This window comes from Neglectibacter timonensis (assembly GCF_900048895.1).
Classification (GTDB): domain Bacteria; phylum Bacillota; class Clostridia; order Oscillospirales; family Acutalibacteraceae; genus Acutalibacter; species Acutalibacter timonensis.
On sequence record NZ_LT160638.1, the window covers coordinates 113383 to 135115 of the forward strand.

The 21733-nt window shown below is 53.8% G+C and carries 29 protein-coding genes; 23 read left to right on the forward strand and 6 right to left on the reverse strand.

What is annotated here, in order from left to right; translation table 11 throughout:
• Positions 1 to 8 precede the first annotated feature (8 nt).
• From rplR to rplQ, 15 genes are all read left to right on the forward strand, one after another.
• Complete coding sequence (rplR, locus tag BN3911_RS04240; protein ID WP_066861803.1) at positions 9 to 368, forward strand: 50S ribosomal protein L18; 360 nt, start codon at positions 9 to 11, stop codon at positions 366 to 368.
• A gap of 17 nt (positions 369 to 385) precedes the next feature.
• A complete protein-coding gene (gene rpsE, locus BN3911_RS04245; protein WP_066861806.1) occupies positions 386 to 886 on the forward strand; it encodes a 30S ribosomal protein S5 in 501 nt (166 codons plus the stop codon).
• A 15-nt stretch (positions 887 to 901) separates the two neighbouring features.
• The gene (gene rpmD / locus BN3911_RS04250) at positions 902 to 1069 is read left to right on the forward strand and encodes a 50S ribosomal protein L30 (RefSeq protein ID WP_082942069.1); all 168 of its coding nucleotides are present in this window, start codon (positions 902 to 904) and stop codon (positions 1067 to 1069) included.
• 20 nt (positions 1070 to 1089) lie between these two features.
• Positions 1090 to 1530 carry a 50S ribosomal protein L15 gene (rplO, locus tag BN3911_RS04255; RefSeq protein WP_066861812.1) on the forward strand — a complete coding sequence of 147 codons (441 nt, stop codon included), beginning with the start codon at positions 1090 to 1092 and terminating at the stop codon, positions 1528 to 1530.
• Between the two features lies 1 nt (position 1531).
• Complete coding sequence (secY, locus tag BN3911_RS04260) at positions 1532 to 2833, forward strand: preprotein translocase subunit SecY (RefSeq protein ID WP_066861814.1); 1302 nt, start codon at positions 1532 to 1534, stop codon at positions 2831 to 2833.
• Between the two features lie 167 nt (positions 2834 to 3000).
• Positions 3001 to 3639, forward strand: coding sequence for an adenylate kinase (locus tag BN3911_RS04265; RefSeq protein WP_066861817.1), 639 nt, complete (start codon positions 3001 to 3003; stop codon positions 3637 to 3639).
• Entirely contained in the window at positions 3636 to 4388 is a 753-nt protein-coding gene (gene map / locus BN3911_RS04270) for a type I methionyl aminopeptidase (protein ID WP_066861820.1), read from the forward strand. Before BN3911_RS04265 ends, map begins: the two co-directional genes overlap by 4 nt.
• 8 nt (positions 4389 to 4396) lie before the next feature.
• Positions 4397 to 4648: a KOW domain-containing RNA-binding protein gene (locus BN3911_RS04275; protein WP_066861823.1), complete on the forward strand. Its 252-nt coding sequence runs from the start codon at positions 4397 to 4399 to the stop codon at positions 4646 to 4648.
• A 17-nt stretch (positions 4649 to 4665) separates the two neighbouring features.
• Positions 4666 to 4884: a translation initiation factor IF-1 gene (infA, locus tag BN3911_RS04280; protein ID WP_066862280.1), complete on the forward strand. Its 219-nt coding sequence runs from the start codon at positions 4666 to 4668 to the stop codon at positions 4882 to 4884.
• A gap of 98 nt (positions 4885 to 4982) precedes the next feature.
• Positions 4983 to 5096, forward strand: coding sequence for a 50S ribosomal protein L36 (gene rpmJ / locus BN3911_RS04285; protein ID WP_016404088.1), 114 nt, complete (start codon positions 4983 to 4985; stop codon positions 5094 to 5096).
• A 30-nt stretch (positions 5097 to 5126) separates the two neighbouring features.
• Entirely contained in the window at positions 5127 to 5495 is a 369-nt protein-coding gene (gene rpsM, locus BN3911_RS04290) for a 30S ribosomal protein S13 (RefSeq protein ID WP_066861825.1), read from the forward strand.
• A 14-nt stretch (positions 5496 to 5509) separates the two neighbouring features.
• Positions 5510 to 5911 (forward strand): 30S ribosomal protein S11, encoded by a 402-nt coding sequence (gene rpsK / locus BN3911_RS04295; RefSeq protein ID WP_066861827.1) that lies wholly within the window; start codon positions 5510 to 5512, stop codon positions 5909 to 5911.
• Positions 5912 to 5939: 28 nt separating this feature from the next.
• Positions 5940 to 6566 carry a 30S ribosomal protein S4 gene (rpsD, locus tag BN3911_RS04300; protein ID WP_066861831.1) on the forward strand — a complete coding sequence of 209 codons (627 nt, stop codon included), beginning with the start codon at positions 5940 to 5942 and terminating at the stop codon, positions 6564 to 6566.
• Between the two features lie 69 nt (positions 6567 to 6635).
• Positions 6636 to 7589, forward strand: coding sequence for a DNA-directed RNA polymerase subunit alpha (locus BN3911_RS04305; protein ID WP_066861833.1), 954 nt, complete (start codon positions 6636 to 6638; stop codon positions 7587 to 7589).
• A 33-nt stretch (positions 7590 to 7622) separates the two neighbouring features.
• Positions 7623 to 7964 carry a 50S ribosomal protein L17 gene (rplQ, locus tag BN3911_RS04310; RefSeq protein ID WP_066861835.1) on the forward strand — a complete coding sequence of 114 codons (342 nt, stop codon included), beginning with the start codon at positions 7623 to 7625 and terminating at the stop codon, positions 7962 to 7964.
• Between the two features lie 131 nt (positions 7965 to 8095).
• Here the strand turns inward: rplQ and BN3911_RS04315 are convergent, their stop codons facing one another.
• Together BN3911_RS04315 and BN3911_RS04320 are read right to left on the reverse strand one after the other, a co-directional pair.
• Positions 8096 to 8662 carry a helix-turn-helix transcriptional regulator gene (locus BN3911_RS04315; protein ID WP_066861837.1) on the reverse strand — a complete coding sequence of 189 codons (567 nt, stop codon included), beginning with the start codon at positions 8660 to 8662 and terminating at the stop codon, positions 8096 to 8098.
• 71 nt (positions 8663 to 8733) lie between these two features.
• Positions 8734 to 9144 carry a helix-turn-helix domain-containing protein gene (locus tag BN3911_RS04320; RefSeq protein WP_066861839.1) on the reverse strand — a complete coding sequence of 137 codons (411 nt, stop codon included), beginning with the start codon at positions 9142 to 9144 and terminating at the stop codon, positions 8734 to 8736.
• Positions 9145 to 9270: 126 nt separating this feature from the next.
• Here BN3911_RS04320 and BN3911_RS04325 point away from each other — a divergent pair, with 126 nt between their 5' ends.
• Together BN3911_RS04325 and BN3911_RS04330 are read left to right on the forward strand one after the other, a co-directional pair.
• On the forward strand, positions 9271 to 9582 hold the full coding sequence (locus BN3911_RS04325; protein WP_066861841.1) for a helix-turn-helix domain-containing protein: 312 nt from the start codon (positions 9271 to 9273) through the stop codon (positions 9580 to 9582).
• A gap of 153 nt (positions 9583 to 9735) precedes the next feature.
• The gene (locus BN3911_RS04330) at positions 9736 to 10290 is read left to right on the forward strand and encodes a helix-turn-helix domain-containing protein (RefSeq protein WP_066861844.1); all 555 of its coding nucleotides are present in this window, start codon (positions 9736 to 9738) and stop codon (positions 10288 to 10290) included.
• Between the two features lie 303 nt (positions 10291 to 10593).
• Here BN3911_RS04330 and BN3911_RS04335 read toward each other — a convergent pair whose 3' ends face one another.
• On the reverse strand, positions 10594 to 12120 hold the full coding sequence (locus BN3911_RS04335) for a serine hydrolase domain-containing protein (RefSeq protein WP_066861847.1): 1527 nt from the start codon (positions 12118 to 12120) through the stop codon (positions 10594 to 10596).
• A gap of 243 nt (positions 12121 to 12363) precedes the next feature.
• Here BN3911_RS04335 and eno point away from each other — a divergent pair, with 243 nt between their 5' ends.
• Positions 12364 to 13590 carry a phosphopyruvate hydratase gene (gene eno, locus BN3911_RS04340; protein ID WP_066861850.1) on the forward strand — a complete coding sequence of 409 codons (1227 nt, stop codon included), beginning with the start codon at positions 12364 to 12366 and terminating at the stop codon, positions 13588 to 13590.
• Between the two features lie 60 nt (positions 13591 to 13650).
• Positions 13651 to 14481 carry a purine-nucleoside phosphorylase gene (locus tag BN3911_RS04345; RefSeq protein ID WP_066861855.1) on the forward strand — a complete coding sequence of 277 codons (831 nt, stop codon included), beginning with the start codon at positions 13651 to 13653 and terminating at the stop codon, positions 14479 to 14481.
• 66 nt (positions 14482 to 14547) lie between these two features.
• Here the strand turns inward: BN3911_RS04345 and BN3911_RS04350 are convergent, their stop codons facing one another.
• The 3 genes from BN3911_RS04350 to BN3911_RS04360 all read right to left on the reverse strand — a co-directional run bounded on the left by BN3911_RS04350 (position 14548) and on the right by BN3911_RS04360 (position 17940).
• Positions 14548 to 15897 carry an MATE family efflux transporter gene (locus BN3911_RS04350; protein ID WP_066861858.1) on the reverse strand — a complete coding sequence of 450 codons (1350 nt, stop codon included), beginning with the start codon at positions 15895 to 15897 and terminating at the stop codon, positions 14548 to 14550.
• A gap of 174 nt (positions 15898 to 16071) precedes the next feature.
• Positions 16072 to 16695 carry a glycerol-3-phosphate acyltransferase gene (locus tag BN3911_RS04355; RefSeq protein WP_082942071.1) on the reverse strand — a complete coding sequence of 208 codons (624 nt, stop codon included), beginning with the start codon at positions 16693 to 16695 and terminating at the stop codon, positions 16072 to 16074.
• Positions 16696 to 16803: 108 nt separating this feature from the next.
• On the reverse strand, positions 16804 to 17940 hold the full coding sequence (locus tag BN3911_RS04360) for an MGDG synthase family glycosyltransferase (protein WP_066861861.1): 1137 nt from the start codon (positions 17938 to 17940) through the stop codon (positions 16804 to 16806).
• A 306-nt stretch (positions 17941 to 18246) separates the two neighbouring features.
• On the opposite strand from BN3911_RS04360, the gene BN3911_RS04365 reads away from it, so the two are divergent.
• The 4 genes from BN3911_RS04365 to BN3911_RS04380 all read left to right on the forward strand — a co-directional run bounded on the left by BN3911_RS04365 (position 18247) and on the right by BN3911_RS04380 (position 21663).
• A complete protein-coding gene (locus BN3911_RS04365; protein WP_066861864.1) occupies positions 18247 to 18525 on the forward strand; it encodes an OadG family protein in 279 nt (92 codons plus the stop codon).
• A 61-nt stretch (positions 18526 to 18586) separates the two neighbouring features.
• Positions 18587 to 18946, forward strand: coding sequence for a biotin/lipoyl-containing protein (locus BN3911_RS04370; protein ID WP_066861866.1), 360 nt, complete (start codon positions 18587 to 18589; stop codon positions 18944 to 18946).
• 45 nt (positions 18947 to 18991) lie between these two features.
• A complete protein-coding gene (locus BN3911_RS04375; RefSeq protein ID WP_082942073.1) occupies positions 18992 to 20158 on the forward strand; it encodes a sodium ion-translocating decarboxylase subunit beta in 1167 nt (388 codons plus the stop codon).
• Positions 20159 to 20208: 50 nt separating this feature from the next.
• Entirely contained in the window at positions 20209 to 21663 is a 1455-nt protein-coding gene (locus BN3911_RS04380) for a pyruvate carboxylase subunit B (protein ID WP_082942074.1), read from the forward strand.
• The last annotated feature ends 70 nt before the right edge of the window (positions 21664 to 21733 follow it).

Sequence of the window (21733 nt, forward strand, 5' to 3'; positions counted from 1 at the left end):
TGAGATAAATGGTTAGTAAGGCAGATACGAATAAAGCCAGACTTCGCCGTCACAAGAGAGTGCGCGGCAAGATTTCAGGCACGGCCGAGCGGCCCCGTCTGAACGTTTTCCGCTCCTCCACAAACATCTATGCCCAGATCATCGACGACGTGACTGGCCACACGCTGTGTGCGGCTTCGTCGCTGGACAAGAGCTTTAGCGGCAACGGCGGAAACAAAGAGGCTGCCAGAGAAGTGGGCAAGATGATTGCGCAGAAGGCAGCAGAAAAAGGAATCACCAACGTGGTCTTCGACCGCGGAGGATATATTTTCCACGGCCGCGTCAAAGAGCTGGCCGAAGGCGCCCGTGAGGGCGGCCTCAACTTCTAAGAAGGAGGAATAAGGATTTGGCTAGTAATATTGACGCAACGACACTTGATCTGCAAGAGCGCGTAGTCTCCATCAACCGCGTTTCCAAGACCGTGAAAGGCGGCCGCATCATGAAGTTCTCAGCCCTGGTGGTTGTGGGCGATGGGAACGGCACCGTGGGCTTCGGAATCGGCAAAGCTTCCGAAGTGCCGGACGCCATCCGCAAAGGCATTGAAGACGCGAAAAAGAACCTGATGAAGGTTGCTCTGCGCGGCTCCACAATTCCTCACGAGATCACAGGGGAATTCGGCGCCGGCAAGGTTCTGCTGAAGCCTGCCGCCCCCGGTACCGGCGTTATCGCCGGCGGCCCGGTTCGTGCCGTGGTTGAGAGCGTGGGCATTAAGGATATCCGTACCAAGGCGCTCCGTTCCAACAATCCGTGCAATGTGGTGCGCGCCACAATCGCTGGTCTGGCTCAGCTGCGCACAGCCGAAGAGGTTGCAGCGCTTCGCGGCAAGACCACGAAAGAAATTCTGTAAGGGAGGGTGCAAACTGTGAAAATTACTTTGAAAAAAAGCCTGATCGGCAGTAAGAAAGATCAGATTGCAACCGCCCAGTCCCTGGGCCTCAAAAAGGTCGGAGACACGACTGAGCAGCCCGATAATGCCCAGACACAGGGCAAGGTGAAGAAAATCGGCCATCTTATCGAGGTTAGCAAGTAAAGCGAAGGAGGTGCGTATCAATGAAGCTCAACCAGCTGACAGCTACGCCCGGCTCCACCAAGGAGCGCAAGCGTATCGGCAGAGGTTACGGTTCCGGCACGGGCAAAACCGCCGGTAAGGGACACAAGGGCCAGAAGGCCAGAGCGGGCCGCGGCCAGCGCCCCGGCTTTGAAGGCGGCCAGATGCCTCTGCAGAGAAGAGTCCCCAAGAGAGGATTCAACAATATCTTTGCCAAAGAGATCGTCTCCCTGAATGTGGGAACGCTCAATCAGTTTGAAGACGGCGCAGTGGTGGATGCCGCTGCCCTGGTAGAAACCGGTATTCTCCGGAAATCCTGCGACGGGGTGAAAATCCTCGCCAATGGTGAACTCAAGAAGAAGCTGACGGTCAAGGCGACCGCTTTCTCCGAAGCCGCGAAGGCCAAGATTGAGGCTGCGGGCGGAAAGGCCGAGGTGATCTGAGTTGTTTAACACCATCAAAAACGCCTGGAAGATCCCGGACCTGCGGAAGAAGATCCTCTACACGCTGCTGATTATCATCGTGTTCCGTTTCGGTTCGGTTATTCCGGTGCCCTTCCTCGACATTTCAAAGCTTGGGGAATTGATGAGTGAGGCCGGGCAGAACTCGGCCCTGGGCTACATCAATATGCTGACAGGCGGCGCGTTTTCCTATGCCTCCCTGTTCGCTATGGGCATCACGCCTTACATCAACAGCTCCATCATTATGCAGCTGTTGACCATCGCCATTCCCCCCCTGGAGAGGCTCTCCAAGGAAGGCGAGGAAGGCCGTAAGAAGATCGCCACCATCACAAGGTATGTCACCGTTGTGCTGGGTCTGATCCAGGGTGTGGCTTACTACTTCTATCTCCGCAACTCGGGAATCACCAAGTATTCTGCGGGCGGGGCAGGCGTCTTTACGGCGTTCGTCATCGTGCTGACCTTCACGGCCGGCACCGCGCTCATCATGTGGATGGGCGAGCAGATCAACGAAAAGGGGATCGGCAACGGCATCTCCATCATCCTGCTTGCAGGTATTGTCGCAAGGCTTCCGGTTACGGTGGGCTCCCTGTGGCAGTATCTCCAGCTGGGTCAGCAGGGCCAGCCCCAGTATTTCGTACTGGTTCCGCTGTTTATCGTCCTGTTCCTCGCAGTGGTGTGGGTCATCGTTTTCATGAACGACGCCGAGCGGAGAATTCCGGTGCAGTATGCCAAGAAGGTGGTAGGCCGCAAGATGTACGGCGGCCAGAGCTCCTTCCTTCCTGTGAAGGTGGCCATGAGCGGCGTTATGCCCGTCATCTTCGCCAGCGCAATCCTATCCATTCCCCAGTTCATTCAGTTTTTTGTCAATCCCACAGGCGGCTTCTGGAAGAGCTTCTTCGACGCCTTCTCCCAGACCGGCTGGCTCTATACTCTGCTCTATTTCCTGCTGATCATCATGTTTGCATATTTCTATATGTCGATTCAGTATAATCCGCTGGAAATGGCCAATAATCTCCGCCAGAGCAACGGCACCATCCCGGGTATCCGTCCCGGCAAACCCACGGCGGACTTCATCGCAAAGATCCTTTCCAAGATTACGCTCATCGGCGCCCTGTTCCTCGCGTTCGTGGCGCTTATCCCGATCATCTACAGCAACCTGACCGGTATGCACGGTCTGATGATGGGCGGAACCTCGGTGATCATTATCGTAGGCGTAGCGCTTGAAACTGTGAAGCAGCTGGAGTCGCAGATGATGATGCGTCATTACAAGGGCTTCCTCGATTAAGCAGTTACGGGCACTGGGTCGGAACTTTCCGGCCTTTGAGAGAAGGAAAGTAGTGGTTTGAAAGCAAACTTTCAAACAGCGTGTTGTGCTTTTCGGAACAGCGTTCCGGATTCCGCTGAGGCGGAACCGCACAATCCCGCGGTATGGAGAAAGGAAGGTGCTTTGCTATGAAGCTGATTCTGTTAGGCGCCCCGGGGGCCGGGAAAGGCACCCAGGCAGAGGTAATCTGTCAAAAGAACAACATCCCTACAATTTCCACGGGGAATATTCTCCGTGAAGCGCTGAAGAGCGGCACAGAGATGGGCCTGAAGGCCAAAACCTATATGGAGAGCGGCAAGCTTGTGCCCGATGAGATCCTGATCGGTATCATCAAGGACCGTCTTTCCCAGGATGACTGCAAAAACGGTTTTATTCTCGACGGCTTTCCGAGGACCATTCCTCAGGCCGAGGCTCTGGATACGATGGGTGTAGAAATCGACGCAGTCCTCGATATCGAGGTTGCGGATGAGGATATCGTCACCCGTATGTCCGGACGCCGTGTCTGCGAAAAGTGCGGCTCCTCCTACCATGTGCTGTACAAACAGCCTTCGGTGGAAGGCAAGTGCGACATTTGCGGCGGCACCCTCGTTCAGCGCAAGGACGACCATCCCGATACAGTGAAGGAACGCCTGGAAGTGTATCACACTCAGACGGAACCCCTCAAGGAGTTTTACAGCAAGCAGGGAAAGCTGCTTGTCGTTCACGGCCAGGAAAAGGTGGAGGATACCATCCGCCTGGTTTTGGAAGCTCTGGAGGATTTGACATGATCGTGCTGAAAACGAGCCGTGAGCTTTCCCTGATGCGGAAGGCCGGGAAAATCTCGCAGACAGCACTGAAGCTCGCCGGAGAGGCAGTTGAACCCGGGGTATCCACCTGGGAGATCGACAAAATCGTCCGCCAGTATATCGAGAAGATGGGCGCAGTGCCCAGCTTTCTCGGGTACGGCGGGTTTCCGGCCAGCGCATGTATCTCTGTAAACGACGTGGTCATCCACGGCATACCCTCCAAAAGCATTATTCTCAAAAAAGGCGACATCGTCGGAATCGACATCGGCGCCTGTTATGAAGGCTTCCATGGCGACAACGCCTGGACCTTCCCCTGCGGGGAAGTGAGCGAGGAGGCCAAAGCGCTTTTGGATGCGACCGAAAAAGGACTGTTTCTCGGAATCGAGCAGGCCCGTCCCGGCAACCGGCTGGGGGATATCGGTCACGCAGTACAGGCGTATGTCGAAGCTCGCAATTACTCGGTGGTACGAGAGTTTGTCGGCCACGGAGTAGGTGCGAAGCTGCATGAAGACCCAAGCGTTCCCAATTACGGTACGCCCGGGAGGGGCGTGCGACTGCTGCCAGGCATGACCATTGCCATTGAGCCCATGGTGAACCGGGGCAAATGCGGGGTGAGAATCCTGCAGGACGGCTGGACCACGGTGACGCAGGACGGAAGCCTTTCCGCCCACTTTGAACACACGGTGGCCATTACCCCAGACGGGCCCGTCATTTTGACGCAGCTTGATTGAGGCGGCCCATGGAGATCAAACGCGGACAGGTGGTCAGGTCGCTGGCAGGCCATGACAAAGGTGATTTTCAGACGGTGCTGGAACTTCTGCCGCCCTATGCGGTGGTGTGCGACGGAAAGCGCAGGAGTCTGGAGCATCCCAAGAGAAAGAAACTGCTCCACCTGGCGCCCACTGCGGCGGTGCTGCCGGAAGAGAGCCTTGAAACCAATCGACAGATACGAAGCGCACTGCGTTCCTTCCGGGAACGGGCGCAAAAGTGAAGCACGGAGGTTTTTCTATGTCAAAGCAGGACGTAATTGAAGTACAGGGCGTAGTGAAAGAAGCCCTTCCGAACGCGACGTTTCAGGTCGAGCTGCAGAACGGCCACACGGTTCTGGCCCATATTTCCGGGAAGCTGCGGATGAACTTCATCCGGATTCTGCCGGGAGATAAGGTTACCATGGAGATGTCTCCCTATGACCTGACCAAGGGCCGCATCACGTGGCGTTCGAAATAAATGAAACCCAGTACCCGGCAGAATTGCAATTCAGAGTTCCGGTTTCTACCGGAGCCGCTCACTCCCAGCGGCCGGGCGCAAGAAAGGAATGGTCATAAATGAAAGTAAGGCCTTCTGTTAAGAAGATGTGTGAGAAGTGCAAGATCATCAAACGTAAGGGCAAGGTCATGGTCATCTGTGACAACCCCAAGCATAAGCAGCGCCAGGGCTGAGCCCTGCGGCGAAAACATGGAGGTATAAGAATGGCTCGTATTTCCGGTATTGATTTACCCAGAGATAAGCGAATCGAGATTGCTCTTACCTATATCTACGGAATCGGACGCAAGACTGCAAGCAACATCTGCACCGAGACCGGCGTGAATCCCGACATCCGGGTGAGAGACCTCTCGGAAGACGATACAGCAAAGCTGAGAGAGTATATCGACAAGAACTGCCACGTGGAAGGCGACCTTCGCCGCGACGTTGCGTTCGACATCAAGAGACTTATCGAAATCGGCTGCTACCGCGGCATTCGCCACCGCAAGGGCCTTCCGGTAAGAGGCCAGCGTACGAAGACCAATGCAAGAACCCGCAAAGGTCCCAGAAAAACGATGGCTAACAAGAAGAAGTAAGGAGGGGTTTTTCAATGGCAGCACAGAAGAGCACAAAGGGTACGGTGCGCAGACGCCGTGAGCGCAAGAATATTGAGCGCGGCGCAGCCCATATCCAGTCTACATTCAACAATACCATCGTAACGATCACCGATACGCAGGGCAATGCAGTGTCCTGGGCCAGCTCTGGAGAGCTGGGCTTCCGTGGGTCGAGAAAATCCACTCCCTTCGCCGCGCAGACGGCAGCCGAAACGGCAGCCCGTATCGCGATGGAGCATGGCATGAAGACCGTAGAGGTCTTCGTTAAGGGTCCGGGCGCAGGCCGTGAGGCCGCCATCCGCGCACTGCAGGCCGCCGGTCTGGATGTGAGCATGATCAAAGACGTCACGCCCATCCCCCACAATGGATGCCGTCCTCCCAAGAGAAGACGCGTATAACTCAACCGATTACTAGGAGGTACCATAAATGGCAAGATATACTGAAGCTGTGTGCAAGCTTTGCCGCCGCGAGGGCCAGAAGCTGTTCCTCAAGGGTGAGAGATGCTACACAGATAAGTGCGCGATCAACCGCAGGGCATACGCTCCCGGCCAGCATGGTCAGGGCCGTAAAAAGACTTCCGAGTACGGTTTGCAGCTGCGCGCAAAGCAGATGACAAGACGCTTCTACGGCGTTCTGGAAAACCAGTTCCACCACTATTACGAGATGGCCACCACCATGCAGGGCAAGGCCGGCGACAACCTGCTGATCCTGCTGGAGTCCCGTCTTGACAACGTGGTTTACCGCTGCGGCTGGGCCAGCTCCCGTGCGGAGGCCCGCCAGCTGGTGGTTCACGGACATTTCACCGTAAACGGCAAGAAGGTGGATATCCCCTCCTACCTGGTGAAGCCCGGCGAGACAATCGCCATTAAGGACAGCAGTCGCCAGAGCGATAAGTTCAAGGCTGTGCTGGAAGCAAACTCCGCACGTCCCGTGCCGAAGTGGCTGGATGTGGACGCCCAGAACGCGCAGGCGAAGGTTGTTGAAATGCCCACCCGTGAGGAGATCGACCTTGAGGTTGACGAAACGCTCATCGTCGAGTTGTACTCCAAGTAATGCCCTTTACTTTTTCAGGCATCCAAGACATTTTGGCAAGCTTTGTACTGTGTAAAAGGAGGATCGCGGATGATTGAGATAGAGAGACCCAAAATAGAAATCGAGGAAATTTCCGAGAACGGCACTTATGGCAAGTTTGTGGTAGAGCCTTTGGAAAGGGGCTTCGGCACCACGCTGGGCAACGGGCTGAGAAGAGTTCTGCTTTCCAGTCTGCCCGGGACGGCTGTCAAATCTGTAAAGATTGACGGCGTGCTGCACGAATTTTCCACTATTCCCGGTGTCAAGGAAGACGTTACCGAGATCATACTCAACATCAAGGGTCTGGTCGCCAAGCTGCATTGCGACGGTCCGAAGACGGTTGAGATCTCCGCCGAGGGTCCCTGCAAGGTCACGGCGGAAGCCATCAAATGCGACAGTGAGGTCGAGATTCTCAACCCGGAACTGCCTATCGCCACTTTGGGCGACGGCGCCAAGCTCTATATGGAGCTCACCCTGGATAAGGGAAGGGGTTATGTTTCGAACGAGCGGAATAAGCAGAATATGGCGGAGGGCGTGATCGGAGAGATTGCGGTCGATTCAATTTACACACCTGTGCTCAAAGTCAATTTTAACGTTGAGAGCACCCGTGTCGGCCAGAGCATCGACTACGACAAGCTGACGCTCGAGGTCTGGACAAACGGTGTCATCAACGCGCAGGAGGCTGTCTCTCTTGCGGCAAAGGTTCTCACAGACCATCTGAACCTGTTCGTGGATCTTTCCGACAAGGGAAAGAGCACGGAAATTATGGTGGAGAAGGACGAGGGCGGCAAGGAAAAGGTTCTGGAGATGACCATCGAAGAGCTGGATCTCTCGGTCCGTTCCTTCAACTGCCTGAAGCGCGCCGGGATCAACACGGTGGAAGACCTGATCAACAAGTCTGAAGAGGACATGATGAAGGTGCGCAACCTGGGCCGCAAGTCGCTGGAAGAGGTCGTATGGAAGCTGGCTTCCCTGGGCTTCAACCTGCGTAAGGAAGACGAATAATAACCTACTTTGAAACGTTAGGAGTGAATATCTATGCCGGGAACCAGAAAACTCGGGAGAGACACTGCTCATAGAACCGCCATGCTGCGGGGCCTCGTGACGTTCTTCTTCGAGAATGGCAAGATTGAGACCACCGTAACGCGCGCAAAAGAAGTGCGTTCGCTGGCGGAGAAGATGATCACCATCGCGAAGGAAGACAACCTGCACAACAGACGCATGGTGATGAGCTTCCTCACGAAGGAATCTGTTACCAACAAGCTGTTCAAGGAAATTGCCCCCAAGTATGCTGACCGCAACGGTGGCTATACCCGTGTGACAAAGCTCGGGCCCCGCCGCGGCGACGCCGCTGAAATGGCGATTCTCGAGCTGCTGTAAGAGTTTTTTATGATAGACAGAAAAGGTCCGCTGCATGATTCTGCAGCGGACCTTTTTGCTGTCATAGTATGGGATAACTGAATCAGAACAAGCCCGCACAAAATATGTGAACCAGCCGATTGTGCGGCAGATTACTCCAAATTTGTTCCGCGTACTATTTCGGCATCGGGGAGGTTCAGAAGCTTGCTAATTTGCGCGAATGCTTCCTCGGTGCTTCCGGGATATAGCCGCAGGGCCAGGATCAGACTTTTTTCTTGCGATGTCAATTCGCCTATGATGTGGGGGTCCTTGGCCACCTTTTTACGAGGTCTCAACGAGCTTTGCCCCAGATTTTCCAGATGCTTTTCGTCAAAAAAGTCATCCATGGAAATATGATAAAACTCGGCCATACGTTTCAGCATAAATATGTTAGGCAGGGTTTTCCCAAGTTCATAATAAGTATAAGTGGAGCGTTGGATATCAAAACAGTCTGCAAGGTTCTGTTGAGATATATTGGTAAGAATCCGCAATTTTCTCATAGTGTCACACAAAATTTGCTGTTCTGCGCTTAATTGCCTGTGTTGTCTTTTCAATGCTGACATCTCCCAAGAATGAATAAGAAAAAAATGTTTCTTTTCGCTGTACCCGCGATTTTTCCATCCTTCTTCAATTTTATAAAACAAATCAACTTCATGTAAAAATGAAAAATTAAATGACATAAGACACCTCGGTCTCTACAGCATTTACACCGTATAGAGTTGCCGTTACTAGGGCTGCCACCAGAGCGCTTTTAGCTTTCTTGTATCTCGTCTATTTGTATACCTATCTCCGCCTGTGTCCAACAACAATATCGTTTCCATAAGTCATCAGTGTAATTATTTTCTGCTTTGTATTTACGTATCATTTCAATTTTCTCGCTGTGCGTGATGTTTAGAAAAAAGATATGGACTATTGTATCTTTGAATTGCCTGTATTTTTCTTCTCGAGGTGGGTGTAATACAGTGTCTACATCAACTAATAGATAATCACAGATCTTCCAGATTTGCTCAATAGATACTGTTATTTCGTTTATAACATTTTCTATTACTTCGTCAGCCAGACCACAGCGTTGAGCAAATTCGTTAACGTTAATATGGTTTTCACGTTGAAATAACTTAACACGATATGCTAACTCATAGTTAATTGCAAATTCGGTACTCATTATCTTATTCTCCGCAAAAATTTTGTGTATAGCGACTTCAGCATAACAGAAAATTTAATTAATCAAGATGGACAAAGTAAAAAAATAAAACTAAAATATTAACTAATAAGTTTTGGAGATGAAAGTATGGCTATAGCGTTAAAAACGAAGGAGTTACGAGAAGAACAAAATATGACGCAAATGGATTTGGCGTTAGAATTAGGACTAGGAAATACAACAATACAGCAATATGAGGCGGGCACATATGAACCTAGTCTTACAAATCTAATAAGAATAGCTGATTTATTTGGTGTAACTGTTGACTATTTGATTGGAAGGACACCGATTCGGGGACCTGTTTACAGCGATGATGAGAAACTGGCTTACCGGTTGAGTACCTTAAAAAACGAAAAAGCAAAGAGAGCGGTTCTTTCTCTTTTGGAAGAAGTAAAAGAGTAAAATGGAGCGGGTGTATTTATTATTTTACTATACAAAAAACGGCGTGTCAACTGCTATAAATAATCCAAATTTTGACCATTGATGTGAGTGGGCTTTTTTACTATACTAAAGGTGCATTATGAGATAGTATTATAGTAGAAAGGTATCTTAAATATGATAAAAAATCTTCGTTATTATCGAGAATTGCATAAAATGACCAGAAAAGAATTGGCAGAGATGTTTGGGCTTACAGAGAAAAAGCTCTATTATTATGAAAGAACGACTAGTAAAAGTGAACCTAAACTTGATGTTATCACAAAGCTAGCTGATTTCTTTGGGATAACTGTTGATGAGTTGATTGGGAGAACGGATGCTTATTCGGCAAAACCGCTGTGTTCGAAAATCGATTTGGCTAAACTCGGACAACGATTGAGAGAAAGAAGAGAAGAGTTAAACCTTTCGATGAAAGAAACGGCAGAAAGATCGGACATTACATCAGCTTATCTTTCTTTTATTGAATGTGGTAAGAAAACTCCTAATGTTGATGTTTTTGCTCGACTGCTAAACACGTTGAATATGTCTGCTGATGCGGCCTTACTGGATTCACTTACAGCTGCACAAGATGAAAAATCCTCATATTTGCAGTATAAACTTATTGGTCTCGACCCGGAAAGGCGTCTAATGGCTCTCCGTGCATTCGAATGCTTTATAGAGGGCCTAAAGCAATAAATGATCTCTTGAAATATAGGGGCCTTTTAAACAATGTATCCAATATGGTAAAATTTTTAAAAGAAGCGGATGACTAAACGATAAAGAACCACCGGCTTTTATACCGGTGGTTCTCTTCTTGCCACTTATGAAAATATAGCTTTCATGCGGCTTTGCCGTGCTCGCGCAGAAGAAACAAGGGTTCCCTGCACTTCCTGCGAAAAAGACATTTTCACTTCCTGCGTCTTTCTGTCATGGTTTTTTTCAAGCGCCCAGCTGGATTTCGTAAAAAGCATGAAAACATTTCTTTTGAGGCGGACAGACTTATTTTTCCCAGTACATCTTCGTTTTTGTGTTCACGTCTCCGGCCTTCAGGGTGAAGGAGTATTCCGGCGTCAGGGGGTCCGCCAGGCCGCCTGCCTCCGGGATGGTGGAGTCGGCGTTGAGAATCAGCTTGTCACCCTGAAACTGCAGCACAAATCGCTTGCCCCCCGCCATGCGGGTATTGCGCAGCTCCAGTTCCAGTTTGTCCACAGCGCGCCAGCGTCCGATGGCTCCGTAAAGCACACCGTCCAGCTGGGTCAGCACATGGTGTCCTTCCATCCCTATCTTCAGCTCGCAACAGCCGTTGTCCTGAACGCATTGCAGCCGCACGTCGCTGTTTCCGGCAAAAATCAGATGAAGCTCCTGCAGTGTTCCACCGTCCGGCTGGAATTTTCCGATGCCTCCGATCAGGTCAGTCAGAGAGGGGGTGGGGGCGTTAGGCAGGTAGACGGCCCCGTTGAGGGATTCCTCCGCTCCGGGATTCCGCATGCCAAGCATGGGAGTGAGTTCCAGATTCCGCAGGCGGTGGGCCAGTACATGGCAGTTCATGCGGTCCTCCGGCAGAGGTTCCGCCTGCATACCGGGCAGAAGTTTCTCCCACACAGAGGTCAAAACAGCCTGCAGGCGCATAGAGGCGGAGGTGATCACCAGCACGGCGTCCTGTTCCGTGAATACGATGCCGTATTGGCCGAAGGCTCCGTCTCCGCGGAACACGCCCCGGGGCTCACAACGCCAGAACTGGAAGCAGTAGCCTTGCTGCCAGTCGGGGTCGCCTCCCCAGCCCACACCCCTATTTTCGATTTGCTTGGAGGTGGCAGCCTGGAACCACTCCTTCCGAAGCAGCTGTTTTCCTTCCCATTGGCCCTGATTGGCTACAAACTGGATGAACCGTGCCATGTCCTCTGTGGTGAGGGAATACCCTGCTCCACCCATTTCCGTACCGTCCGGCAGCGCTTGACAACGAATGTCGGACATGCCCAGGGGCTCTATGAGCCTTGGCCGCAGGAACTCGGTGAGGTGCTTGCCTGTTTTGCGCTTCAAAATAGCGCACAGCAGGTTGGTGCCCGCCGTATTGTACATGAATTTCGTACCCGGCTCATACACGAAGGGATGGGCAAGAAAAGCACTGATCCAGTCCGGATCGTCGATCCCCATGTTGGGGATTTCGCTTTCATGGCCGCAGCCCATCATCAGAAGATGACGCACCGTGGCTTTTTTCAGATTTTCGCTGGGGTTCTCCGGAACCTTTTCCGGGAAGATATCCACCAGGCGGTCGTCCAGGCTGAGCAGGCCTTCCTGTTCGGCAAAACCGATGGCAGTGGAGGTCAGGCTCTTGCTGAAGGAGAACATGATGTGGGGAGAGGCCGGCGTATAGGGCTTCCACCAGCCCTCCGCACAGACTTTGCCATGGCGCAGCAGCATGAAGCTGTGCATTTCAATCCCATAGCGGTAAAGCTCGTCGAGAAATTCCAGAATCGACTTGGAGGAAATCCCCACGCTTTCCGGGGTGACCCGTTCAAAATCCATCTTTTCAACACAACCTTTCATAATCCAGCGGACACCTACGCTCCGCTAACAAAAATTCATATCCTGTTTCCAGGAGAGGCTGCTCTTCTTTTCGAAAACAGGAGAAGATATTTTTATCCTACCACAGTTTAAACCGTCCTGCAATGCAGAATACTAAAGAATAGAACAATTCTTGGAAGGCGGGAAAGGCCCGGAAAACCGCGTCAAGCCCCGCGCCTCGCTAAAAGGAAGAAGGTTATCACTATGGTAAAAATTCAAAAGGTCTACGGAAGCGAAATCCTGGATTCCCGGGGGAACCCTACCGTCAGCGCTACAGTGCAGCTGACGGACGGCTCCATGGGTACGGCGGCCTCTCCCTCCGGCGCGTCCACCGGAAAGTTTGAGGCAGTGGAGCTGCGGGACGGCGACGAGCGGCGTTATGGGGGAAAGGGCGTGCTGAAGGCGGTACAGAATATCAATGAGATGATCTCTCCTGCGCTGGAAAATCTTCACAGCCTGACGGTGCGGGAGGTGGATAAGGTCCTGATAAAGCTGGACGGCAGCCCCAATAAGGCCCATTTGGGCGCCAACGCCACTCTGGCGGTATCCCTGGCTTGCGCCCGGGCCATCGCCGCCCATTACCGTATGCCGCTCTACCGTTTTCTGGGCGGCGCGGCGGCCCACGAGCTGCCGGTGCCCATGATGAACATCCTCAACGGCGGCGCTCATGCTGGAAACAATATTGACATTCAGGAGTTCATGATCATGCCCACGGGGGCGGAAAACTTCCGGGAGGGGCTTCGCTGGTGTGCAGAAATTTATCACACTCTGGGCAGACAGCTGAAGAAAAAAGGTCATTCCACGGCAGTGGGGGACGAAGGCGGCTTTGCACCGAACCTCGCTTCGGATGAAGAGGCCATAGAAGAAATTCTGAGCGCGGTGGAAACTGCAGGATACAGCGGAAGAGTGAAGCTGGCGCTGGACGCGGCAGGCAGCGAATGGGCCGAAAATGGGGAATACCGGCTCCCGAAGCGCGGAACGCGGTTTTCCTCAGATGAGCTGATTGACTTTTGGGAAGAGCTTGTGCGCAAGTACCCCATTGTCTCTATTGAAGACCCGCTGGGAGAAGAGGATTTCCCCGCCTGGACCAAAATGACGGAACGTTTGGGGGACAGGCTGCAGATCGTGGGAGACGACCTGTTCGTGACCAATATGGAACGGCTGCAGAAAGGGATCGAAGAAAAGGCCGGCAATGCTATTTTAGTCAAGCTCAACCAGATCGGAACACTCAGCGAGACGCTGGACGCCATTGAGCTGGCCAAGAAGAACGGGTATAAGACCATCGTCTCCCACCGCTCCGGCGAGACGGAGGACACCTTCATCGCCGACCTGGCGGTGGCGGTGAATGCCGGGCAGATCAAAACAGGCGCCCCCTGCCGGACGGAACGTGTAGCAAAATATAACCGTCTTCTCCGCATTTCCGAGTGTTGACAGAATCCCCGGCAGGCATGTAGAATAAATACAATCAAGCAGTTGCATGGGGGGAAGAGAATGGGTGCGGAAATGGAACGTGTGGAGACCTGTGTGCGGTATATTCGGGAAAAGACGGGGTTTGAGCCCCATACGGCTCTTGTGCTGGGCTCCGGCCTGGGCGGCTTTGCCGACAACGTCAAGATCGAAGCCGTGGTGGAGTACGGGGAGATCGAAGGGTTTCCCGTGTCCACCGTCAGCGGTCACAAGGGGCGTTTTGTCCTGGGCTATGTGGGAAAAGAGCCGGTTGCCGTTATGCAGGGAAGAGTCCACTACTATGAAGGCTATCCCATGCGGGACGTGGTGCTGCCCATCCGGGTGATGGCCCGGCTGGGGGCCCGCAGGCTGATCCTCACCAATGCGGCAGGGGGGATTCATCCAGACTTTGCCGCAGGAGCCCTGATGCTGCTCACCGACCATATCAGTTCTTTTATCCCTTCCCCCCTGCTGGGCCCCAATGAGGAAGCTTTTGGCCTCCGTTTTCCGGATATGTCGGAGGTGTACAGCAGAAGACTGCGCACGGTGGCGGAAGAGGAAGCCGGGAAGCTGGGAATCCCGCTGAAGCAGGGGGTCTATCTTCAGACTACAGGCCCAAACTACGAAACGCCCGCGGAAATCCGCATGTTCAGGACGCTGGGTGCGGACGCCGTGGGCATGAGCACGGCCTGCGAAGCTATGACGGCCCGGCATTTGGGGCTCGAGGTCTGCGGTATCAGCTGCATCACCAATCTGGCAGCTGGAATCAGCAAGGCGCCTCTTTCCCATGAAGAGGTTAAGGCCACTGCGGACCGGGTGGCGGAAGACTTTCAGGCCCTGCTCAGAGCGATGATCAGCAGAATGACAGAACTGTAAAGAAATAAAAAAGCTTGCCGCATTGCTTTGCGGCAAGCTTTTTTTATGGAGACAATAGCGCGGGGCTTAGAGAGAACCGGCCTTTCGGCGTTTCCGGCCAAGCAGATAAAAATAACCGGCGCACAGCAGGATTTGAACCACAGTGGAGCAGGGTGTGGCCAAGCCTACCAGGAACAGGGAGACAGGCTGGATGCGGCTCATCAGGAAGGAGACGGGGATGCGCACCAGAAAGGCGCCCGCAATCCCCTGGGCCATGACAAAGGTAGTCTTGCCGCAGCCGTTGAAGTAGCCGGAAAAGCAGAACAGGAAGGAAACCAGCAGGGTATCGACAGCGTAGGCGCGCAGATAGTCTGCGGAAGCTGCAATCACCTGAGGATCTCTGGCAAACAGGCCGGAGAGAAAGTCTCCGTGGAAAAAGGCGAGGAAAGCCATTGCAACGCCGATGAGCAGGGAGGCGAGCATGCCGCAGACCATGGCGCGCACGGCTCTGTCGTTGCGGTTCGCACCGATGTTTTGGGCCACGAAAGCGGAAAGGGACTGCATGAACGAGGAGGGCACCAGCATGATGAACATGCAGAGCTTTTCCGCTACGCCTACCCCGGCGGAGGGGATGACGCCCAGTGAGTTGACGATGGCGATGATGGCCAGGAAAGAGATGCTCACCAGGGCGTCCTGCAGGGCGATAGGGAAACCCAGCTTCAGTGTTTTGAAGATCACCTGCCGGTGAAACCGGAGGTTTTTCCGGGAAAAGGGAAAGGGAAGCCCTCTTCTTCGGACCACCAGGACACACAGGACTACGCTGAGGGCCTGCGCCAGTACCGTGGCCAGGGCGGCCCCGGCTGCGGCCATATGAAATACGGCGACGAACAGCAGATCTCCCAGAATATTGCAGATACAGGCGATAAATACCGCAAGCAGGGGCGTTTTGGAATCCCCCATCCCCCGGAAGATGCTGCCCAGCACGTTGTAGGCAACAATGAAGACGGCGCCTGCCGAGCAGATGCGCACGTAATCCACGGTTTTGTCAAAAGCTTCTGCCGGCGCCTGCATGGCGGCGCAGAAGGGACCGGCGAACAGAGTCATGGCTGCGGTGAGAAACAGGGCTAGCACAGCGAAAATACAGACGCCGGCCCCGATTACATTCCCGGCCTCTTCAGGCTTCTTCTGACCGATTTTCTGTCCCAGCAGGATCGTGGTGCCCATGGACAGCCCCGTGATGACCGAGGTGATGGTCTGCATGATCTGGCTGCCTGTGGAGACGGCGGAGACGTCCGCCGCCGCGCCGAACTGGCCCACGATGAGCAAGTCGGCCGCGCCGTACATGGCCTGCAGCAACATGGCGAACAGTACGGGAAGAGAAAATTTCAGCAGCGGCCCTAAAATCTTTCCTTCCGTGAAATCTGACTGTGTACGCATTGTTTTGGCTTCCCTTCCACAAAATTTTCATAAAAAACCGGATAAAACAACAGGCATCCCAGCCAGCTGTCTTATCCGGCAAAACGCTTCTTTCTGAGCGGCTTCCCTCCGACGGAATTCAGTATAGCAAAAGGTTTTCAGGGCGTCAAGTACCGAGTATCGGGAAAAGCAGGTTCAGGGTTCCTGGGGCTGCTTCTCCGGATGAGGGGCTGCCAGATGCGCATCCCGCAGATTTTTGTGAATCACCACCGCGGAAATTGCCATGCCGCCCAGCCCAAAGGGCCAGCGTCCCGTATAGGAAGCACCCAGCACGCAGGCGGCGGTGAAAAGGGAAAAGGTGACTACGGTACGTCTCTCATTGGGATGGATGGCCCAGACCGCAGAAAAGAAAATGTAGAAAGCGGCCAGCACGAAAACCAGCCAGCTCATGGGAACGAGGCCCAGCAGCGCGCCGAACGTGACGGCAATAGCCTTGCCGCCGCGTCCATGGTACAGCGGGGCGCAGGCGTGACCCAGGGTGGGGGAGGCCAGAACCAGGGCAAACCACAGACTTCGGGGATCCGTATACCGCAGGGCCAGAAAGACGGGGAGGAAGCCCTTGAACAGGTCGCAGAACACACAGAGCATCCCCACCGGGATCCCTGCGTATTTCACGGCGTTGGCGGCTCCGGGGTTGTGATCCTCGCTGAGAGCCCGGATATCCACACCCTTAAGCAGCCGGGGCAGATGATAGCTGAACAGCACGCTGCCCAGCAGAAAACCAAACAAAGAAAACAGCAGATAACGGAACGTCGTCACAGTTCATACCTCCTTTTTCACACAGACGGTTGCGCTGCTCGGAACTGTTCCGGACAGCGGACGGAAAACAGGGGTTAAAACCGGGAGCAGGGGATAAACCGGACCTCCTTAGTTTTTTGTCCCATTATTGCTTGGTACATCCCCCGAGAGAATTATGGCGGCGATCTCTTCCGCCGCATTGGGATTTATTTCTCTTTTCTGGCATTCAGTCATACGCTGGAGGGCGGCCGTGTCTTCAGCGAGAGAAGCGGCAGCCAATGCGGCTGCTTTGGGGTGCACCGCACACACAGACAGGCCGTGGGAGACAAAAAATCTGGCGTTGGCTGTTTCACAGCCCGGTATTGGCCTGGTGTGTACCAAGGGAATGTTCTGCACGGCTGCTTCCGTGCTGGTGAGTCCTCCCGGCTTTGACAGCAGAATGTCGCAGGCGTCCATATACAGCGGCGCATTCCTGGTAAAGGCCACGGTCTGCACCCGTTTTTCCCGGGAAAAATCGTGATCGATGCGGTCTTTGAGCGCGGCGTTCCTGCCTGTCAAAATGAGAATGCGTGAATTTTTAGGACAGCTCAGCAGCAGATCCAATGCAAAAGAAGAGATGTCCCCAAACCCCATGCTGCCGGTCATCACCAGAAAGACCTTTTCCTGTTCCGGCAGACCCAGCAGGAGGCGGGCCTCTGCCTTCGGCGTCTTCTGCAGGCAGCGGCGGGAAACTGGTATACCTGTGGGAATCAGTTTCTCCTGCGGGATTCCTTTTCCGGAAAATTCCCGTTTCAAATCTTCATGGGGGACAAAATAGGCGTCCAGCTCGGTCTCTTCCCAGAAAGGGATGCAGGTGTAATCGGTGGCAACCGCATAGGTCTTAACAGAGAGCCGCCCTTTTCTGCGCAGGCAGGTCAGGGTTTCAGCAGGGAAGAGGTGCGGACACACCACGGCGTCGAAGCCTGATTTTTCTATGTAGTCCCCCAGGGCTCCGGCGTACCGGGTGTTGGCCAGATAAACAGGGGATTTCAGCCATGGGTTGCTGATCAGGCCGCCCAGTTGATACAGACCGCCAAACAGGGAGGGCGCTTTTGTGGTGACGCTTACGTACGCTCCGCCGACAGTCTTTGAAGTGTTTCCGCGTGCAAAAGACAGGGCGTCCAACAGTTCGCATTCCGCGCCTGCAGCCTCCAGTTCCTCACGGACAGCCGATCCAGCTGAATTATGCCCCTGTCCCGTGTTGCAGGATAAGATCAGTACCCGCATAGTTGTCGCCCCCTTTCGAGCTTTTTACTTATTGTATCACAAAAAAAACAGAGAAGAAAGACCTGTGAGGCCGTTTTTACCAGTACAGAAGAAGATGGAAGGATGCGTGAACCTTTTTGGGTTTGGAATGAAACTTTGAAAAAGTTTTAACGAATTCATGAACAAAAAGGATTGTAAAAAATTCCGGTTCGTGCTATCATAGATCTGATTTTGATAAAATGCGGGAGAATGGTGTTTTTTCAAAATCCAACCATTGTTTTGTGTTAGTTTATTCATAATGTCATGGCGAAGGGAGGTCAAATTTCTATGAACGAACCGAGTTTTATCCAAGTTGTTCTCATGGGTCTTATCACAGTTTTCGTTGTGTTGATCTGTCTCATTGTCATCATTAAGATTATGGGAGCTATCATGACGAAGGTCACTGGGAAAAGTGCTCCTCAGGCGGTTCCTGTTCCGCCTGCCGCACCTGTGCCTGCTGTGCAGCCTAACAAGCAGCTGCTGGTTGCCGCTATTGCGGCGGCTGTTGCAGAGGATATGGGCACGGATGTAAACCACATCAGAATTCACGCGATCCGGAAGCTGTGAGACAAGCCTGTCCGCGGTATAAAACAGTAAGAAGTATGATTTTAAGAGAGGGTATAAAACTATGAGAAAGTACAATGTGAACGTCAACGGCACTGCTTATGAAGTCACTGTAGAAGAAGTAAAGGGCGCCGCCCCTGCTCCTGTAGCCGCTCCCGCTCCTGCAGCTGTCCCTGCTCCGGCTCCGGCTGCCGCCGCACCTGCAGGTGCAGGAGAGCAAGTAACTGCTCCCATGCCCGGCACCATTCTGGACGTAAAGGTGGCCGCAGGCCAGACTGTCAAGTCCGGCGACGTGCTGATGGTTCTGGAAGCCATGAAGATGGAAAACGAGATCATGGCTCCCAAGGATGGCACAGTTACCGCTGTTTCTGTCTCCAAGGGCGCTTCCGTAGAGAGCGGAACACTCCTTTGCACCATCGCATAAGGTGCTTTTTTTCCCTAATACTAATTAAAGGAGTGTAACAATTCAATGGAAGCCATTATGAACTTCTTGCAGAATACAGGCTTCGCTCTGATTGGACAGAATCCTCTCTGTCTGGTGATGATCCTGGTTTCCTGTGTTCTGCTGTATCTTGCCATTGTCAAGAGATTTGAGCCCCTGCTGCTGCTGCCCATCGCCTTTGGCATGCTGTTGACGAACCTGCCCGGCGCTGGAATGTACCATGCCGAGTACTTCGCCAACGGGGTGATCGACTGGGCTGCTTTGGGGACTGGCCACGGAGGCCTGATCGACTACCTGTATCTGGGCGTCAAACTGGGCATTTACCCCTGCCTGATCTTCGTGGGCGTGGGCGCTATGACCGATTTTGGTCCCCTGATTGCCAACCCCAAGAGCTTGCTTCTGGGCGCTGCCGCCCAGGTCGGCATTTTCCTTACCTTTATCGGCGCCAACCTGCTGGGCTTTACCGGCCCCCAGTCCGCCTCTATCGGCATCATCGGCGGCGCGGACGGCCCCACCGCCATCTATACCACGGCTGCCCTGGCGCCTGAACTGCTGGGCCCCATTGCCGTGGCGGCCTATTCGTACATGGCTCTGGTCCCGGTCATCCAGCCCCCCATCATGAAGCTGCTGACCAGTAAGGAAGAGCGCAGGATCAAGATGAAGCAGCTTCGCCCGGTTTCCAAAACTGAGAAGATCCTGTTCCCCATCATCGTCACCATCTTTGTCTCCCTCATGCTGCCCTCAGCCGCTCCGCTGGTCGGCTGCCTGATGTTGGGCAACCTGATGCGTGAGTCCGGCGCTGTGGACCGTCTGAGCAAGACCGTTCAGAACGAACTGATGAACATTGTCACCATCTTCCTGGGCATCTCTGTGGGAGCTACCGCCACCGCGGCCAACTTCCTGAACCTCCAGACTCTGGAAATCCTGGTGATGGGCGTTTGCGCCTTTGCCCTGGGAACTGCCGGCGGCGTGCTGCTCGCTAAGCTGATGAATGTGTTCGCGAAGGAGAAGGTCAATCCTCTGATTGGCTCCGCCGGTGTTTCCGCCGTACCCATGGCGGCCCGTGTTTCCCAGGTGGTGGGGCAGAAGGAAGATCCTTCCAACTTCCTTCTGATGCACGCAATGGGTCCCAACGTGGCCGGCGTAATCGGTTCCGCTGTGGCGGCCGGTGTGCTGCTGTCCCTGTTTGGTTAAGCGACTGATCGTTTCTGTGATATTCACAGGGAAAGGAAATGGTCTACAATATGGCAAAAAATCCCCTTAAGATAATGGACACCATCCTGCGTGACGCGCACCAGTCTCAGGCTGCCACCCGCATGAAGATTGAGGATATGGTTCCCGTGCTTCCCTTGCTGGACAGCATCGGCTACTGGTCCCTGGAGTGCTGGGGCGGCGCCACGTTCGACGTGTGCATGCGCTTTTTGAATGAAGATCCGTGGGAGCGCCTGCGGACCCTGAAGAAGGGTCTGCCCAATACCAAGCTGCAGATGCTGCTGCGCGGCCAGAACATTCTGGGCTACCGGCACTATGCAGACGATGTGGTGGCAGCCTTCTGCAAGAAATCCATTGAGAACGGTATCGATGTAGTGCGCATTTTCGACGCACTGAATGACCCTCGGAACATGGAAGCCGCCATGAAGTATGTCAAGGAATACGGCGGACTAGTGGAAGCCGCCATCAGCTACACCAAGAGCCCTGTGCACAGCGAGGATTATTTCGTAAAGCTGGCTATGCAGCTGGAAAAAATGGGCGCCGACACCATCTGCATCAAGGACATGGCGAACCTGCTCCTGCCCTACGATGCGTATTCCCTGGTGAAGAAGCTCAAGGAGAATGTGGGCGTGCCGATTCATCTGCACACGCACAACACTACCGGTACGGGTGACATGACAAACCTTATGGCAGCTCAGGCGGGCGTTGACATTGTGGATACCGCCCTGTCCCCGCTGGCCAACGGCACCTCGCAGCCCGCGACAGAGGCCATGGTGGCCACCCTGCAGGGTACCAGCCGCGATACCGGCCTGGATATGGCGAAGCTTTCCGAAGCGGCCGCTCATTTCCGCGGCGTTGCCGAGAAGCTGGATATCAACCCCAAGGTCCTGAAGGTGGATGTAAACACCCTGTTGTATCAGGTGCCCGGCGGCATGCTGTCCAACCTGATCTCCCAGCTGAAGCAGGCCAATGCCGAGGATAAGTATTATGATGTGCTGGAAGAAGTGCCGCGTGTCCGCAAGGACTTCGGCTATCCGCCCCTGGTCACTCCTACCAGCCAGATTGTGGGTTCGCAGGCGGTACTGAACGTGCTGTCCGGCGACCGCTACAAGATGGTCACCAAGGAGTCCAAGGCACTGCTCCGCGGTGAGTACGGCCAGCTGCCCGGCGAGGTCAACGAGGAAGTGCGGAAGAAGGCCATCGGCAACGACGAGGTCATCACCTGCCGCCCCGCGGATCAGATCGAGCCTGAAATGGAGAAGCTCCGCGCTGAGTGCAAGGAAAAGGGTATCGGCAACTGCGAAGAGGATACTCTCAGCTATGCGTTGTTCCCTCAGGTTGCGCTCAAGTTCTTCGAGTGGAGGGATCATCCCCACCAGGAAGAGCCGGCGGCCCCTGTTGCCGCTGCTGCAGCACCTGCCGCAAAGGCAAGCGACAATTCTCCCCGTACCCTTGTGGTTGAGGATTTGACAAACGGAAATTTCTAAGAATAGCAGTTTCAGAGACGGCGTCTTATTTGGACGCCGTCTCTTTTTTCCCAAAAGCTTTTGCTGGAGT